This is a genomic window from Corynebacterium sp. CNJ-954, assembly GCF_001942345.1.
Lineage (GTDB): Bacteria > Actinomycetota > Actinomycetes > Mycobacteriales > Mycobacteriaceae > Corynebacterium.
In genome coordinates, this window is sequence record NZ_MKKI01000022.1 from 93,383 (window position 1) to 108,823 (window position 15,441).

Annotated in this window: 15 protein-coding genes and 1 pseudogene; 8 read left to right on the forward strand and 8 right to left on the reverse strand. The window is 64.5% G+C overall.

What is annotated here, in order from left to right; translation table 11 throughout:
* Positions 1-2: 2 nt before the first annotated feature.
* Positions 3-1,636, reverse strand: a pseudogene (locus BJF89_RS08285) (cytochrome ubiquinol oxidase subunit I).
* Between the two features lie 190 nt (positions 1,637-1,826).
* Here BJF89_RS08285 and BJF89_RS08290 point away from each other — a divergent pair.
* Entirely contained in the window at positions 1,827-2,537 is a 711-nt protein-coding gene (locus BJF89_RS08290; RefSeq protein ID WP_075813947.1) for a DUF5134 domain-containing protein, read from the forward strand.
* A gap of 36 nt (positions 2,538-2,573) precedes the next feature.
* On the opposite strand, the gene BJF89_RS08295 is transcribed toward BJF89_RS08290, so the two are convergent.
* A complete protein-coding gene (locus BJF89_RS08295) occupies positions 2,574-3,332 on the reverse strand; it encodes a GntR family transcriptional regulator (RefSeq protein WP_075813949.1) in 759 nt (252 codons plus the stop codon).
* A gap of 45 nt (positions 3,333-3,377) precedes the next feature.
* Between BJF89_RS08295 and BJF89_RS08300 the strand changes: the two genes are divergently transcribed.
* The 3 genes from BJF89_RS08300 to BJF89_RS08310 are packed head-to-tail and all read left to right on the forward strand — an operon-like array spanning position 3,378 to position 5,557.
* Entirely contained in the window at positions 3,378-4,097 is a 720-nt protein-coding gene (locus tag BJF89_RS08300) for a DsbA family protein (protein WP_075813951.1), read from the forward strand.
* A complete protein-coding gene (locus tag BJF89_RS08305) occupies positions 4,098-5,051 on the forward strand; it encodes a cytochrome c biogenesis CcdA family protein (RefSeq protein ID WP_075813953.1) in 954 nt (317 codons plus the stop codon).
* The gene (locus BJF89_RS08310) at positions 5,048-5,557 is read left to right on the forward strand and encodes a hypothetical protein (protein ID WP_075813955.1); all 510 of its coding nucleotides are present in this window, start codon (positions 5,048-5,050) and stop codon (positions 5,555-5,557) included. The genes BJF89_RS08305 and BJF89_RS08310 overlap by 4 nt, the downstream gene beginning before the upstream one ends.
* Here BJF89_RS08310 and BJF89_RS08315 read toward each other — a convergent pair.
* From BJF89_RS08315 to BJF89_RS19440, 3 genes are read right to left on the reverse strand one after another with little or no spacing between them, the layout of a single operon-like run.
* A complete protein-coding gene (locus BJF89_RS08315) occupies positions 5,508-6,227 on the reverse strand; it encodes a bifunctional 2-polyprenyl-6-hydroxyphenol methylase/3-demethylubiquinol 3-O-methyltransferase UbiG (protein WP_083650588.1) in 720 nt (239 codons plus the stop codon). The two genes, BJF89_RS08310 and BJF89_RS08315, sit on opposite strands and share 50 nt — an antisense overlap.
* The gene (locus tag BJF89_RS19435; protein WP_255372548.1) at positions 6,224-6,805 is read right to left on the reverse strand and encodes a zinc-binding dehydrogenase; all 582 of its coding nucleotides are present in this window, start codon (positions 6,803-6,805) and stop codon (positions 6,224-6,226) included. Before BJF89_RS19435 ends, BJF89_RS08315 begins: the two co-directional genes overlap by 4 nt.
* On the reverse strand, positions 6,802-7,257 hold the full coding sequence (locus BJF89_RS19440; RefSeq protein ID WP_255372549.1) for an alcohol dehydrogenase catalytic domain-containing protein: 456 nt from the start codon (positions 7,255-7,257) through the stop codon (positions 6,802-6,804). The genes BJF89_RS19435 and BJF89_RS19440 overlap by 4 nt, the downstream gene beginning before the upstream one ends.
* Positions 7,258-7,367: 110 nt before the next feature.
* Here BJF89_RS19440 and BJF89_RS08325 point away from each other — a divergent pair, with 110 nt between their 5' ends.
* The 4 genes from BJF89_RS08325 (at position 7,368) to BJF89_RS08340 (ending at position 10,554) form a co-directional block, all read left to right on the forward strand.
* On the forward strand, positions 7,368-8,297 hold the full coding sequence (locus BJF89_RS08325; protein ID WP_075813957.1) for a LysR family transcriptional regulator: 930 nt from the start codon (positions 7,368-7,370) through the stop codon (positions 8,295-8,297).
* Between the two features lie 105 nt (positions 8,298-8,402).
* Entirely contained in the window at positions 8,403-8,684 is a 282-nt protein-coding gene (locus tag BJF89_RS08330) for a hypothetical protein (RefSeq protein WP_075813959.1), read from the forward strand.
* Between the two features lie 5 nt (positions 8,685-8,689).
* A complete protein-coding gene (locus tag BJF89_RS08335; protein WP_075813961.1) occupies positions 8,690-9,844 on the forward strand; it encodes an FAD-dependent oxidoreductase in 1,155 nt (384 codons plus the stop codon).
* Positions 9,841-10,554, forward strand: coding sequence for a thioredoxin domain-containing protein (locus BJF89_RS08340; protein ID WP_075813963.1), 714 nt, complete (start codon positions 9,841-9,843; stop codon positions 10,552-10,554). The genes BJF89_RS08335 and BJF89_RS08340 overlap by 4 nt, the downstream gene beginning before the upstream one ends.
* An 11-nt stretch (positions 10,555-10,565) precedes the next feature.
* On the opposite strand, the gene BJF89_RS08345 is transcribed toward BJF89_RS08340, so the two are convergent.
* From BJF89_RS08345 to BJF89_RS08355, 3 genes are read right to left on the reverse strand one after another with little or no spacing between them, the layout of a single operon-like run.
* Entirely contained in the window at positions 10,566-11,099 is a 534-nt protein-coding gene (locus BJF89_RS08345) for a DinB family protein (protein WP_075813965.1), read from the reverse strand.
* A 52-nt stretch (positions 11,100-11,151) separates the two neighbouring features.
* Entirely contained in the window at positions 11,152-13,137 is a 1,986-nt protein-coding gene (locus tag BJF89_RS08350; RefSeq protein WP_075813967.1) for a cytochrome c oxidase assembly protein, read from the reverse strand.
* A complete protein-coding gene (locus BJF89_RS08355; RefSeq protein WP_255372550.1) occupies positions 13,134-15,398 on the reverse strand; it encodes a cation-translocating P-type ATPase in 2,265 nt (754 codons plus the stop codon). Before BJF89_RS08355 ends, BJF89_RS08350 begins: the two co-directional genes overlap by 4 nt.
* Between the last annotated feature and the right edge of the window lie 43 nt (positions 15,399-15,441).

The window sequence follows — 15,441 nt, forward strand, 5'->3', positions numbered from 1 at the left end:
GGTCACTCCTTTCCTTCGGTTTCCGGGCCGCTGCCTGAGCTGGCGGCTGTACCGCCACCGGTCATGCTGAAACGTACCGGTGACCGCCCGTCCTCGGGGCCGGGGAGGCCGAACCGGGCGCCGACGGTTGCCGCGGGTCCCGGGGCGTCGTCGGCGGGCGGCCCGTCCTGATCGGGCGGGCCGGCGAGGACCACGCGACGGATGAGCCAGAACCAGATGATCGCCAGTACAAGGTAGACCACTGTGAATCCGACCAGGGTCACGATCACCGTCCACGGCGCGTGATCGGACACGCCCATGTCCACGGTCATCCGGATCAGTTCCGTCCGGGAATCCCCGACGGAATCGGGGTTCGGGTGAACCACCCACGGTTGACGTCCCATCTCCGTGAAGACCCACCCGGCGGAGTTCGCCAGGAACGGCGTGGGGATGGCCAGCAGGCTGATCCAGCTGAACAGCGTAGCGGAACGGCCCGTAGGCATTCGTCCCTTCCGGGTGAACCACCAGCTCACGGCCAACAGAATGCCGGAACCGGCCATCAGGCCGATCATCAGCCGAAAAGCCCAGTAGGTGACGAACAGGTTCGGGGAGTAGCTTCCTGCCCCGTACAGCATCTCTGACTGCTCCTGGAGGTCCTGGACCCCCTCCAGCGTCACACCGGAGAACTTCCCTTCGGCGAGATAAGGGAGGATCCAGGGCAGTTCGATGAGATGGTGGACCGAATCACAGTTGTTGTGCGTGCCGATGGTGAGAATCGAGAACATCGGGTCGGACTCGGTGTGACACAGTGACTCCGCCGACGCCATCTTCATCGGCTGCTGCTGGAACATCAGTTTCGCCTGGGAATCCCCCGTGATGAAGAGGCTACTGCCGATACCAACGTGGTCCACCAGGCAAAACGGTGTGCGGGACGGTGCATGTCGTGTCGTCCGTCGGTACCGCGTCCCCTGGTCGCGGAGGTGTTCTCCGGAACCTGTCCCGAAGCATTCAGGGCCCGGCGGGCACGGTGGTCACGGACCATCCACCAGCCGGTGATGCCCAGCACGAATGTCCCCGCAGTGAGGAAGGAACCGGCGACGGCGTGCGGGAATGCTGCGAGTGCCGTCGGGTTCGTCAGGAGTGCGACGACATCGGTGAGTTCGGCACGTCCGGTCTCATGGTTGTACTCCGCGCCGACGGGATGTTGCATGAAAGAGTTGGCCACGATGATGAAGTAGGCGGAGAGGTTCACCGCGACGGCCACGACCCAGATGGACGCGGTGTGCATCCACCCCGGGATTCTCCCCCACCCGAAGATCCACAGGCCCAGGAACGTGGATTCGAGGAAGAACGCAACAAGCCCTTCGAGCGCCAGGGGGCCGCCGAAGACATCGCCGATCATGCGTGAGTATTCCGACCAGTTCATGCCGAACTGGAACTCCTGGACTATGCCGGTGGCGACCCCCATCGCGAAGTTGACCAGGAGGACGGTGCCGAAGAACCTGGTCGCACGGTACCACGCAGGTTTCCCGGTGACCTGCCAGAACGTCTGCATGACCGCCACCATGGGGGCCAGCCCGATCGTCAGTGGAACGAAGATGAAGTGGTAGACGGTGGTGATACCGAACTGCCACCGTGAGATGTCGACGATGTCCATATGCCTGCCTCCGCAGTGTGGGTTGTTCCCTCTACGACATGTGTACGTCCTAGCGGTCGTTTCTGGTGGCAGGTTGGTTCCCGCGGGGGTGCGTGGCCGGTTATGTGGCCATTGAGGAACCGACGGAACACAGCATCCGACTACTGGGGGGAGTCGTCAGTTGTTTCCGCGTCCTGTCGAAAGGTCCCTGATGTTCACGTTCGATGCCATGCCGGTCATGTTCGTCGGCCTACTGGTGATGTTTGGTTGGTGCAGTGTCTGGTCGGCCCGGGAATTTGCCGGCAGCCGGGACACCCGGCAGGGAGTGTCGAACCTGCTGCACCTCGTGATGTCTGTCGTTATGCTGCTGATGGTGGCCCGCCCCACCTGGCGGGTGCTGACCGGTGTCATCCTCGTGCCGGGGCTTGTCGGGTTCTTCGCGGTGGCGACCGTCTGGTTTGTCTGGCTCGCCGTCGGGGCCGGTCGTTCGCCAGGGCGGGGCGCACGGCTCCACTTCCTCGGGCACGCCGTGATGTTCACCGCGATGACCTGGCACCTGTGGGCGATGGTGGTGAAACCGTCGGTGGGTCACGGAGCGCATGGAGGACACGAGTCTGCTGGTTCGGGCATGGACGGCTGGGTGAGCGCGCAGAGCCAGGCTGGTGGGATTCTCTGGTGGTTCGCCGTCATCGGTCTGCCTCTGATGGCGTACCTCCTGGTGGCCGGTGTCCGGGGAGTGTGGCTGGCGCTCTTCCCGGCTGCCCGGGTGCAGCCCCCCGACTGCCATGGCGCGCGGACCACGGGGCCAGCAACCTACCGGATGGCAGCGCTCACCGAATTCGCGATGAATGTCGGCATGTTCTGGATGAGTGTCGGGTTGATGACGCCCGTGCTTCCTTTCCTCGGTTCCCTTGCCTTCTGAATCTCCGGGTCGGTCGAAGGGGGACTCCTGACCCCGTCACGTCCAGGGAATATCGACGGGCTTCCCACGTCCGTCACAGTTGAGGACGGCTGCGACGTCGCCTGTCACCTGAGTGAGGGTGGCGCGTTCGCCGACGGTGCAGGTGTCCCGCAACTCCACGGGACGGTTGTGGTGACATGATTTGCGGCGGACCGTCAGCAAGGGGGTTCCCACATCGATCTGCAGCTGGTCTGCGATCTCCGGCCACGCGGGGGCAGCGGTGGTGTACTCGACGGTACCGGACAGCTCGACGCCGGCGACGGTGTGCAGGATCTCGTAGACGGAGCCGCTGGACAGGTCGGTGTCGAGCAACGGACGCGCCACGGCGACGTCAAACCAGAACCGGTCGGCGGAAAAAGGGAGGCCGTTGGTGTATCTAATTCGGACGGCATGGACATACTCGGTGGTGGATGGAAGCCCGAGTGCCGTGGAGACAGCAAGGTTCGTTTCTATCCGCTGGACGGGGATGGCAGGAGGGGTTTCGTCTCCTACCGCGCTGATCGCATCATGCAGGCTCCGCACGGGGCCGAGCCCAGGGGAGCGACCAGCGTCGATGACATAGGACTGTCGTCCGCGCCCTCCACCGACAATCCCCTGGTCCCGTAAGGGTTGGAGGGCGCGACGGATCGTGCCGCGGCTTACCCGGTACCGTTCGCTGAGCTCCAGCTCCCCGGGGAAGGTGTCGGAGAAGGCCCCGTCCTGCAGCTTCTGTAGGACGTCCTCACTGATTTGACGCCATCGGGGGGTCGAGGGCACGCCGCCTCCTTGTCGAATGTATATACATTACGTAGTGTACCCGTCATGAACTCCCGTACACGACGTATCCTCATCGTAGTCGGTGCTGTTGCCGTGATTGCGGTGCTCGCCATCGGACTGTTGTTCTCCACCAGGGACGGCGACGACGACGCCACTGCAGATAGCACCGCTTCGCAGGGCAGTCAGGCCCGCGCGGACGAGGAGGAGCTCGGTCTCGCCCGCCGCGACCCGGACGATGTCCTCGCTGTCGGTGACGTGGATGCACCGGTCGTGTTGATCGAGTACTCGGACTACCGCTGCCCGTTCTGTGGTGTCTTTTCCCGGGAGACCATGCCGAAGCTCCAGGAGAAGTACATCGACACCGGGAAAGTTCGTTTCGAGTGGCGTGACTTCCCGGTATTCGGTCCGGAATCTGTTGAGGGGGCTGTCGCCGCGCGTGCCGCTGGGGAACAGGGCCTGTACTGGGAGTATCACGATGCCCTCTACCGCGACGCGCCGACGAACGGGCACCTGGACATTGACCGTCAGAAGATCCTCGCGTGGGCTGAGGACGTTGGCGTCCCCGACATGGAGAAGTTCGAGGCGGATCTGGACGATCCGGAGCTCCAGTCGCTCGTTGATCAGGACGCGGAGGAGGCATCCCGACTCGGTACGACTGGAACCCCGACCTTCTTCATCGGTAAGACTCCCATGGTCGGGGCCCAGCCCGCGGACGTTTTCGACCAGTACATCGATGCTGAGCTCGAGAAAGCGGGTGTGAACTAGATGGACATCGGATATACCGGCGCATTCCTCGGCGGCATCCTCAGTCTCCTCAGCCCGTGTTCGGTACTGCTCCTCCCCGCCTTCTTCGCCTACGCCTTCACATCCCCGACGAAGCTCATCGGACGGACGGCGGTGTTCTATGCCGGTCTTGCTGCGACACTCGTTCCCCTCGGTGTCTTCTCCGGTACGTTGGGCTTTCTCGTCACCACTCACCGATCCACGCTGATCGCGATCGTGTCCGTGGTAGTTATCGTGCTCGGGTTGTGGCAGTTATCGGGGATCCCTTTCCCCGGTATGGTGAGGGTGCGGGCCCAGTCCGGCGACCGAACATCGCCTACCTCGGTTTTCGCCCTTGGGGCGGTCTACGCGGTGTCCGGCGTATGCGCCGGACCGATCCTTGGATCGGTCCTGATGGTGGCGGCACTCGGAGGAAATGCCGTGTACGGCGGTGTGATGCTCGCCCTCTACGCTCTGGGGATGACCGTCCCCTTGTTCATCCTCGCCTTTCTCTGGAAACGGGCGGGCAGTCGCGTCCGGTCGTTGGTGAAGCCGAGGAAGATCAGCATCGGCGTGTGGGAGAACACCTGGACCATGCTGATCTCCGGTGTCCTGTCCGTCGCCATCGGCGTATTCCTCCTGGTCACCGACGGCACGGCGGATCTCGGCGGGGTATTCACCATCGGCACCCAGTACGAGGCGGAGTCGTCCCTGTCCTCCTGGAGTCAGAATATCTCCGACATCTGGTTCGTCGTCGGGGCCGTCGTGGTCCTGGTGGTGTTGCTGCTGTGGCGGGCCCTGCGCGGGAACCGGCCTGGCGCGGGGGATACCGTCGGCAAAAGCGCAGGGGGCACAGACGACCTTTCTGATGCAGTGGGGTCAGTGGTCGACGCGTCCTTCGCACTGAGCGGGAAAAGAGGTCACGGTCCTGAAGAGACGAGGAGTGAGGACCTGTGACAGTGCGTCTGAAGTCTCTGCGGACCCTGTCCACCTGGCCGGCACGACGCTGGTTCACCGCGGTGGCCACTGCGGTGGCGACGGTCTTGGTCACCGCGGTTCCGACGGCGATGATCCCTACGCCGTACTTCACCCGCGACGTGCCGACGACTGCATGGGCGTGGCCGGTGCTTCTGGTGACGTCACTGCTGGTCGGGATGGTGACTGCCACCTACGTCGCGAGGAAGGACGCAATCCAGTCGAAGGACCGCAGTTCGCGGCTGGGTGCTCTCGGCGCCGCCACCACGTTTTTCGCCGTCGGCTGCCCGGTGTGCAACAAGCTTGTGCTCCTGGCCCTGGGGTACACCGGAGCGATGCAGTACTTCGCCCCGGTGCAACCGGCGCTGGCAGTACTGGCGGTGCTGGTGCTGGTGTGGGCCCTTGTCACACGGGTCCGCAGGGAGGACAGCTGCCCGGTCACTCCTGCTGTTGCTCTGGCCGGGGCGTCTCCCGGCGGACGAGGATGACTGTGTCCGCCGCGCGGTCACTGTTGTGTCCGGAGATACCGGAACGCACCACCGTCCATTCCGGCTGGGCCTGACCGTCATCCCCTGTCACCCCGAGCGCATTTAGTTCGGAGTCAGGAGAGTGCCGGGTGCGGTCGTTAGCGTTCTCTTCTCGGGAGACGGGCAGTGGGGGGAAGACGGAATGGGAGACAAGCAGGAGGTGCCCGCCGGGTCCTGTGGCGTCCCGTGCCGCGTGCAGGATGGCCCGCCGGAGTTCGTCGGCGCCAGGCATGTGAAGATAGCTGACAGTCACGAGTTCCATGGTCTCACCCGCCTGCGAGATCCGGGAGAGGTAGTCTACCGCGTCAGCGGTGATGAACCGGGTCCTGGAATCCAGGCTGTAACGGCGTGCGGCATCAGCGGCACGCCGAACCGCCACCGCTGACAGATCGACGCCGGTCACATCCCATCCACGGGAAGCCAGCCACAGGGCGTCCGCGCCTTCGCCGCAGCCCACGTCCAGTGCTCGACCGGTACCGGGGATCGCCTTCTCAACAGTAGCTTTCATCGCCGGGTTCACTGCTCCCGACCACACGCGGTCGCTCGAGGCGTACCGTTGGTCCCATTCTTCTCGGAGCGCGGCCGTGTCACAGGGATCTCCGGTGGCTTGTGGTGACGGGCGTGATGTCATCGTCGACTCCCCCTCCCCGGAGACATGTCGAGGACGATGCGAAAACGGGCCTCACCGGACTCCATTCTCTCCACCGCCTGCTCCGCCTCCTCCAACGGCATGATCTCCGTCCACGGCCGGATGCCGTTGACCAATGCGAACCGCATCGCGTCCTCGATATCCGTGGCACTGCCGGTGAGATGTCCGGTCAGTGTCTGGGAGTTCATCACCATCGGTGTGGTCGGGACACTGACGCTGTTGCCGTCCATCCCGATCATGGTGAGTCCACCTCCCACACGGAGACCGGCGAGAAGGTCCGGGACCGTAGTTGTCGTCGGCGCCGTGCAGATGATGAGGTCCGTACCGCCGCGAACATGCAGGGCTTCCCCGACTGATCCTTCTTCGGCGTCGATGTAGTGCGCGGCTCCGAGCTCTTCGGCCGCTGCCTTTCGTCCAGGGCCGCGTGCGATCACGGTCACCTCGTACCCCATTGCTCGAGCGAATTGCACAGCCAGGTGTCCCAGACCGCCGAGTCCGAAAACGGCCACATCGGCACCGGGGGCGAGGCCCGCTTCACGTAGGGCGTTGAAGGTGGTCACTCCGGCACAGCCAGGGGCGCGGCATCCGCCGGTGACAGACCGTCCGGGATCCGAGCTAACGCATCCGACGGCACCAGTATGCTTTCCGCCCACCCGCCAGCGTAGGAGATCCCCGGAGTCATCCGCTCCGGGCAGTGCACGACGTCGCCTCGTCGACAGAATCTGCAGTGGCCGCAACTGCCGCCGAACCATCCGACGGCCACAGCATCTCCGATGCTCCATCCGGCGACCCCGGCGCCGATCTCGTCCACGGTGCCGGCAATCTCGTGTCCCGGGGTTCTGGGCATGCCGTCCTGGTGGCCTCGGACGGCCCCTACATCCGCACCGCAGACACCGCAGGCTCCCACGGAGATACGGACCTCTCCTGGTCCAGGGGCAGCGAGGGGCACCGTGGTTGTCGTGAGACGGCGGGTCTCCGAGTCGATTGTCGCGGTCGCTGCTGTCGTTGTCATCCTTGAGAACTCCGTCGCTTCCCGTCGTGTTTAACAGTTTCCGTCATTCTAAGATCGCCCCCGGGGCCGCCGGTAGCCCACGGACGTCGATACCGCGATAACATAAGGGTATGCATGACAAGTTCAGTATTGACACCCTCCGCTACGTCCGGGCGGTAATGGACGAGTTGTCGTTCAGTGCGGCCGCCCGGGCACTAAAGGTGTCCCAACCTGCACTGTCGACTGCAATCGCGCGCCTGGAGCAGCAGCTCGGTCAGCGGATCTTCGACCGCTCGTCACGGGGCGTCACGACGACCGAGTTCGGGGAGGAGATTCGTCCGATGGTAGATGCAGCGCTGGGTGCGGTGGACGGAATAACTTCCCACGCCCGTCAGCGGCAGGAAGCCGAGCGCGGGACCATCAGGATGGGTGTGTCTCCCCTGATAGACACGTCACTGGTGGCCGGCATCCACAGTGAACTGGGAATCCGCTCCCAGGGGAACCACCGTCCCGTGCTCAGTGAGGGAAACCTCGATAGTTTGGTGAGAGATCTGAAGAACGGGGAACTGGACCTGCTGCTGGTCCCTTCGGTGCGACCGTTACCGGGATTCCGGCACAGGATTGTCGGGTCAGAGCCCATGGTCGTTGTGGAGCAGAACCCGGCACTCGACGGCCCGACTGAGTTGTCTGAACTCGCCGACCACCAGTTCATACTTGTTCCGGACGCCTGCGGACTGACAACGTTCACCCGAGACCTCTTCGCCGAGCAGGGACTGACGCTGAAACAATACCCCGGTGAAGCCGCCACCTACCGCGTGCTAGAAGAGTGGGCGGAACTGGGGCTCGGGGTTTCTGTCCTCCCGCGGTCGAAACTCCGAACTCCGGATGCACCGCATCGTCCACTGTACGAAGGGGCTTCGGAAGTTGAGATCTTCTATGAGATGGTGTGGAGCCCCTCCTCGCCGATGTCCGAGGATTTCAAACTGATCGCTGAGTCAGTGTTGCAGAGCGCCCACGAAGAAGATGCGCGGAGACAGCAGGACGGTGCGGTCCGGCGATAGCATCCAGTTATGCCGACATTGGCTGTTTCACTCTACCGCAGCCCAAGCACGTTGCTTAGTCTCGAGCTGGTACGAGATCAACAATCCTGACAAGGAGTGAACACCATGGCTTACCTTCAGATTACCCTCGATATTGCCCCAGCTGATCGCGAAGCGGCTGCCGGCGTGTACCAGAAGTACCGTCAGCCCTTCCTGGATACCGTTCCCGGAGCCACCAGCAAGGACCTGCTCATCCGTGACGAGGATGTCCAGGTTCTCCACGGATTCGACACCGCAGAGAATGCGCAGGCCTACCTCACCAGCGACCTGTTCACCAAGGACGTCGTCGGGGGGCTCTCCCCACTCCTCAAGTCCGAGCCCGAGATCCGCGTCTACGACGTCGCCTGAGACGCATGACGCACAATGACACCCCTACCATCGATGTCATCATCATCGGGGCCGGGATGGCTGGACTTACTGCCGCGGCGGAACTGCACCGTCGCGGCAGTTGTGTGCTTTGCCTCGAGGCACGTGACCGGGTTGGCGGCAGAGCATACAGTCGGTCGGTCGGGGAGAACGGAGAATTCTCCGACGTGGTGGACCTCGGTGCCACCTGGTATTGGCCAGGAGAGGAAACCGTAGCACAGCTGATCCAGGACCTCGGTGTGGCCACGTTCGACCACTACACCGCCGGGGACGCGCTCCTCCAGGGGGAGATCCCTGGCCAGGTCCCGGACGGTGTGCACCGTCTCCGGGGCAATATGATGGCAGGCCCGTCAAAGCGATTCACCGACGGTGCCCAGGCGCTTGCTGACGCGCTGAGGGACTCGCTGCCCACTGAGGCTGTCCGTACTGGAGCGGTCGTCACCGCTGTCACCGATACCGGTACCGGGGTCGAGGTGTCGGCGATTGACGAGCGAGACGGCACTACGGTCGTTTATTCGGCGGCATCGGCGATTCTCGCCGTACCACCGGCGTTGGCCGTTGACGGCATCGCGTTCTCCCCGGGGCTTGACGATGCCCTGGTGGATACCGCTCGTCGCACCCCGGTATGGATGGGCGGAGTAGTCAAGGCCGTCGCGACGTACTCGGGTTCGCCCTGGCGGGCCAGGGGGCTGGCCGGTACCGCAATGAGTCGTACCGGGCCGTTCACGGAGATCCAGGATCTTAGCGACGTCGCCGGCTCCACTGGGCGCCTGTTCGGCTTCGCACAGTCTGAGGTCTTCCACGGCGTAGGGAGGACCGAGATTCAGGACGCGTTTCTCCGCCAACTCGTCGCGATTTTCGGTGATGAGGTGGCACATCCGACGGACGTTTTGGTCATCGACTGGAACCGGGAGAAGTTCACGAGCCCGCAGGGCATCAGAGGCTACGGAAGGACGGCGTTGCCCTCCGACCCGTCGGCCATGAGTTACGGTCAACCCGTGTTCACCGCGGGCCAGTGGGAGGGCCGACTGCAGTGGGCGTCGACCGAGATCGACGATGTTTTCGGTGGACACATGGAAGGGGCATGCCGGGCAGGTCTCAGAGCGGCCGACGCGGTGACCGGGGACAGGAGCGGGCAATGAACGGGAAGACCGGGCTTGCCCCGTCTCGGAGCCGTTGGTTCGTGTGGGGGATCACCGCTGTCGTCCTCGTCGCGGTTCTGGCGGTTGCCGCTCTGGTGATTTACGGGCGCTCTGCTGGGGGAAAAGCGGCTTTCGAGGTGAGCTATGCAGACGGCGCTGTCACAGCACGCAGCGACCAGGCGACGGAGGAGACACCGGTCGTTGACGTCTTCAGCGATTTCAGCTGTTCCCACTGTGCCACGTTGGCCGAGGCGACCAGTGAAGACCTCAAGACCGCCGTCACAGCAGGAGATCTGGTCGTGAACTTCCGCTTCCTCAACTTCCTTGACGGTGACGATGCGGGTCCGTCGACACGTGCGGCGTCAGTTGTATCGGCGATGGGAGAAGCCGGTGATGCCGAGGCGTTCTGGGAACTGCATGACAAAGTGTTCTCCGATCAACAGACAGTGGCCACCACTTGGGGTGACGGTGAATTCGCTCAGGCTGCGGAGGATCTGGGCGTGGATGCGTCAGTTGTTGACGCGATCCGGGACGGCAGCGTCCGGGACGGTCGCGACGGGATGTTCCGGACCAACAGCGATGAACTTGAACGTCGCGCCGGGCAGGTGGCCACACCCATGGTCTTCCACGGGGACGACCAGATCGAGCTCCGCCGCGACCCCGCCACCGGGGGCATGGTGTCATGGGTTCCCGAGGTGGTCCGGTCCTGACAGGAGTGCAGTCAGGAAAACGGGTTGAAAAGGAGATAACCGTCGACTCGTTGGATAGCGCCGCTGTCGGGGTCGTCGGGGAGGGCGTGACCGAGATTCTGGGAGCGCACCTCCCCGATCCACTGGTCGTGCTGGTACTCGTGGTTGATCATGGCGGTGAGCATCGTGGCGGCCACGACCTCCATCTGAGCTGGCGAGCCCACCTGGCCAGACGCGATTACGCCGACACGCTCCCGCACCCGTTCGGCGACGGTCGCGCGGAAACCCCGGAGGCGGTCGATGGTGGGGAGGGCGCCCCGGAATTTCTCCGGGTTCGCCGAGTCCATGATCCTGTCGAGTTCCGGGTCCGGGCTCGGCTCGGCGGCGGTCAGGTTCCGTACCATGAAGTGGGCCACGTGCGCCTGGTGGCCGAGATGCCAACCGATCGGGGAGAAGTCCTCCTCGGGACGCCAGATGATCTCGTCCGGGGACAGGTCGCGCCACAGTTCGTCGGTGTAGGCGAGCGCGCGGTCGTATTCAGTGAGCAAGTCGTTCAATGACGGCATATCATCGGTCCTTGTCTACTAGGGCTGTCGTGTGTGCTGTTCCTGCGGGTATTCAGGGGCTCTCACGGCTGCCGGGAGCGGTGGGCCGAGCGTCCCGCTCAGACAGTTCGCGCAGCATGTCGTTGTAGGCGTCGACGTCGTGTGTCTGCCCGGAGTCCTCACGACGGTCGATACGGTGCCCGACCTTCTGATCGTGCCGGAACCACTGGACACCGACAGCGACCGCGACAATGAGAATGGGAATCTCGCTCAGGCCCCAGGCCAGTGCTCCACCGAGCCACTGGTCGTCCAGTCGGGAGGGCAACCAGTCGAATATCAGCCGGTTGTAGAAGTCACCGGCGACGAGTTCCTTCGTCGCCATCAGAGCGATGCCGAAGAACGCGTGGAAGGGCATCGCCCCCATCAGCAGGCCTAGCCGGGCCAGGTACGGCAGAGGTTTCGGTCCGGGGTCTGTACCGATGATCGTCCAGAAGAAGAGGTAGCCGGTGATCAGGAAGTGGATCGTGACCGCCATGTGCCACCAGTGGAATTTCGCGAACATCCCGTACAGGGGCGTGAAGTACACCACGTAGAGCGAACTGACGAACATGATGAACGTGAACGCAGGGTGGGTGATCAGCCGGGCGTAGCGGGAGTGCGTGAGCGAGACGATCCACTCCCGCGGTCCGGGAGCCGTCCCACGTGTGGATGCAGGGATGGCTCGCAGCGCGAGTCCGATCGGGGTAGCGAGGACCAGCATGACCGGCACGTACATGTTCAACAGCATGTGGTTACCCATGTGCACGCTGAACATCGGTGTGCTGTAGGCCACGAGCCCCGAGCTTGTACCGAAGAGCATGAGGACACACCCCGCCAGCCAGAAGAACAGTTTGTGGACCGGCCAGTCGACTCCTGCCCGCCGTAGCCGGACGAAGCCCCAGACGTAGAGGGCCGCCATGACGATGGCGGCGGTGCCGAGCAGGAAGTCGAACCGCCACTGGGTGAGTAGACGCAACGTGTCGGGCGGGCCGGGGAGCTCGTAGCCCAGGTAGACGTCCCAGATCGTGAAGTCGTGGGCCAACAGAGACGGGGCAGTGTAGAGATCGACTGCCGCGCGTACGGTGACCAGCACAATGGCGCCGACGATGGAGAGGGGGAGACCCGGTACCACCGGGAGACGTCCGATGCTGCTCTTGTTCCTGCGGTGCCGGTACACCACGGCAGTATCCGTGGCGGCGAACGCGAGCAGGACGACGCCTGTCGCCAGGCACGCCCACCCGTACACCGTGTTGGTGAGGAAATCCCCTGGTGCCAGAGTGAGGACCATCAGGATGCCGAAGACGAGAGCGACACCTTCTGCGATCAGCGTGACCAGGGAGGCCCGGTGGGTCGGGATCTTCGCCCCGTCGACGATGAAGATGGACATCGTCTTCATGCCGACGACCATGGGGATCAGTAGGAATACGACGACGCCTAGGGTAGTGAGCGTGTCGTGCTCGGGCCCCTGCCCGACGTCACCGGTCAGGGGGACGGCGAGGATACCGACGGCCACGGGCAGCGCCGTAAGCGTCGTGGGCGTCCACCGCGAGGAGAACGCCAGGATCAACCAGGAGACGGTGGCCGCAACCGCGGTCGCCAACCATGCGTAGGGGAGTTCCGCTGCCGACATCAGAGCCGTGAGGTTGCGAACCTCCACGACCCGGCTCAACGGGATCCCTGAGGTGACCGCCACGGAAGTAGCGACCATCAACCAGGACAATACTGCCCACATCAGGGCAGCACCGGTGGCGGCGCGCTGCACGAGATAGGTCTCCACCGACAACCAGCCCCGCCGGTCCGGCGTGGACAGGACCGCGACGAGGGCGATTCCGCCCAGGGTGAGCGAACCGGAGAACCAGGAGAGGCCCCCGGCCACGACAGACACCGTCGAGGTCACCGTGCCCGGAAATGGCTCGGTGGACTGAAGGTAGGGGGTTTCTCCAGCCCAGAGGGCAAGGAGGACCATGGCGGCTGCGGCGATGAGGAAGGCTGAAAGGGGAGCAACTGCCTTTCTGGTCACTGTTTCACCTCCGCCCTACGCAGTCGCAGGCTGTTCGCCACGACGAACAGTGAGGACAACGCCATCGCCAGACTGGCGATCAGCGGATTGAGGACGCCGACGGCAGCCAGGGGGATAGCGGCGGTGTTGTAACTGAACGCCCACGCCAGGTTACCGCGGATGGTGCGTCTTGTTCTCTCCGCCAACCGGAGAGCGGTGGCGACGGTGGTGAGGTCGTCACGGACGATGATGATGTCGGCGGTGTCGAGAGCGACATCGGTCCCGCTGCCGACGGCGATGCCGAGATCAGCAGCGGCCAGGGCAGGCGCGTCGTTGACCCCGTCCCCGACCATCGCTACGGTCGCCCCATCGGCACGCAGCGTCCGCAGATGGTCGACTTTCTCGGACGGTAGGACACCGGCGATGACAGAGTCCGGGGCGATTCCGGCGCGGCGGCCGAGAGCGCGTGCCGTCGTCGGGTCATCCCCGGTGAGCATCACGCAGCGCAGTCCCGCGGCCTTCAACTGCCGGATCGCTTCACAGGTCGACAGTCGCAGATCGTCGGCCACGCTGATAAAACCGACGACATCGTCACCGGCGGCGAAGAGCACGGCGGTTTCCCCTTTGTGCCGGGCCTGCTCGACAGCTGAGGCCAGAGGAGCGGGGACGTGACGCCTATGGCCGATCCACTCGGGGCGCCCCACACTGATCCGCTGTCCGGAGACGGTCGCGGACACCCCCTGCCCGTGGACGGTGTCAACGTCCTCCACGGGAGGCGGTGTCGTGCCGCCGGAGGTCTCGTTGTGGTGGGCGAGAACAGCCCGCGCTACCGGGTGTTGTGAGGTGTATTCGACGGCGGCGACTAGGGGGATCAGGTGACGCGTGTCGTGGAGACCGGTCACGACGGGAATACCGGTGGTGAGGGTTCCGGTCTTGTCGAAGACGACGGTGTCCACCGTTCCGGAGGCGTCCAGGGCGTCGTTGCCCTTGATGAAGACCCCAAGTTCGGCGCCTCGCCCGCTGGCGACCATCAGGGCCATCGGTGTGGCGAGGCCGAGGGCGCAGGGACAGGCGATGATAAGGACGGCGATGCCGTTGCGCACCGCGGTTGACAGGTCACCGGTGCCGACGCCCCAGGCAACCGCGGTGGCGACGGCGAGAACGAGCACCGTGGGGACGAACACGGCGGATATCCGGTCGGCGAGGCGCTGGGTGCCGGCCTTCTCCGTCTGAGCGTCGGACACGAGCCGGAGCATCTCCGCTAAGCGGGTGTCGTCGCCGACGCGGCGGGCCTCGACCGTGACCGCCCCGGACAGCGCGATGGTGCCTCCGGTCACGCTGTCCCCGGTGCCGACTGTCACGGGGCGGGACTCACCGGTCATTGCGCTGACGTCGACGTCAGCGTGTCCGTCGACGACGACGCCGTCGGCGGCGATGCGCTGCCCCGGACGTGTGAGGAACCGGTCGGAGACCGTGAGCGTACGGGTCGGCACCGTCATGGTCCCGCCGTCGGGGGAGAGGACCTCGACATCGTCAGGCACCATGCCGGCCAGCGCCCGCAGCGCCTGTCCGGCCGTCGACTTCGCCTTCGCCTCGACATAGCGACCGGCGAGAATGAAGACGGTGACGCCGGCGGCGACTTCGAAATACAGCGAATCGCTGTGGGCGACCGCGTCCCACACACCAGTGGGCACGCGCCCTTCATCGACGGTGAACATGGAGTAGACCGACCAGCCGGTCGCGGCGATGATTCCCGTGGAAACCAGGGTGTCCATGCTCGTCGCTCCGTGCATTAACCCCCTGACACTGTTGCGGTGCAGTGGCCACGCGCACCACACGACGACTGGGACGGCTACGGCGAGGAGGATCCACCTCCATCCGGGTACGCGCGTGTCCGGTAGGACGCTGAAGAGGATGGACAGGTCAGCGACGACGATGAACAGTACGATCGCGACGATCAGCCGAAGGAACATACTGTTCGCAGCGTCCCGGTCACGGTCGACGAACCTATTGCTCCGGTCTGACTGGGGAGTTGCGGTGTACCCCGCGGATGAGACGGTCTCGCAGAGCTCGTCGGTGGTGATACCGGAGGACGCGTCGACGGTCGCCGTGGCGGTGGCGTAGTTGACTGTCGCACGGACACCGCCGAGCTTGTTGAGCTTCCGCTCGACGCGGGCGGCGCAGGCTGCACAACTCATCCCTGAGACCTCGAGCTGTCGTCGACTGAGGGTGTCAGCCTCTCCTGTGATCGGTTGCCGCTCTATGGACTCGGAATAGCGCACGCCCGCCACGTTAGGACGAGGGGACGCCTGACGGTAGAGGAGT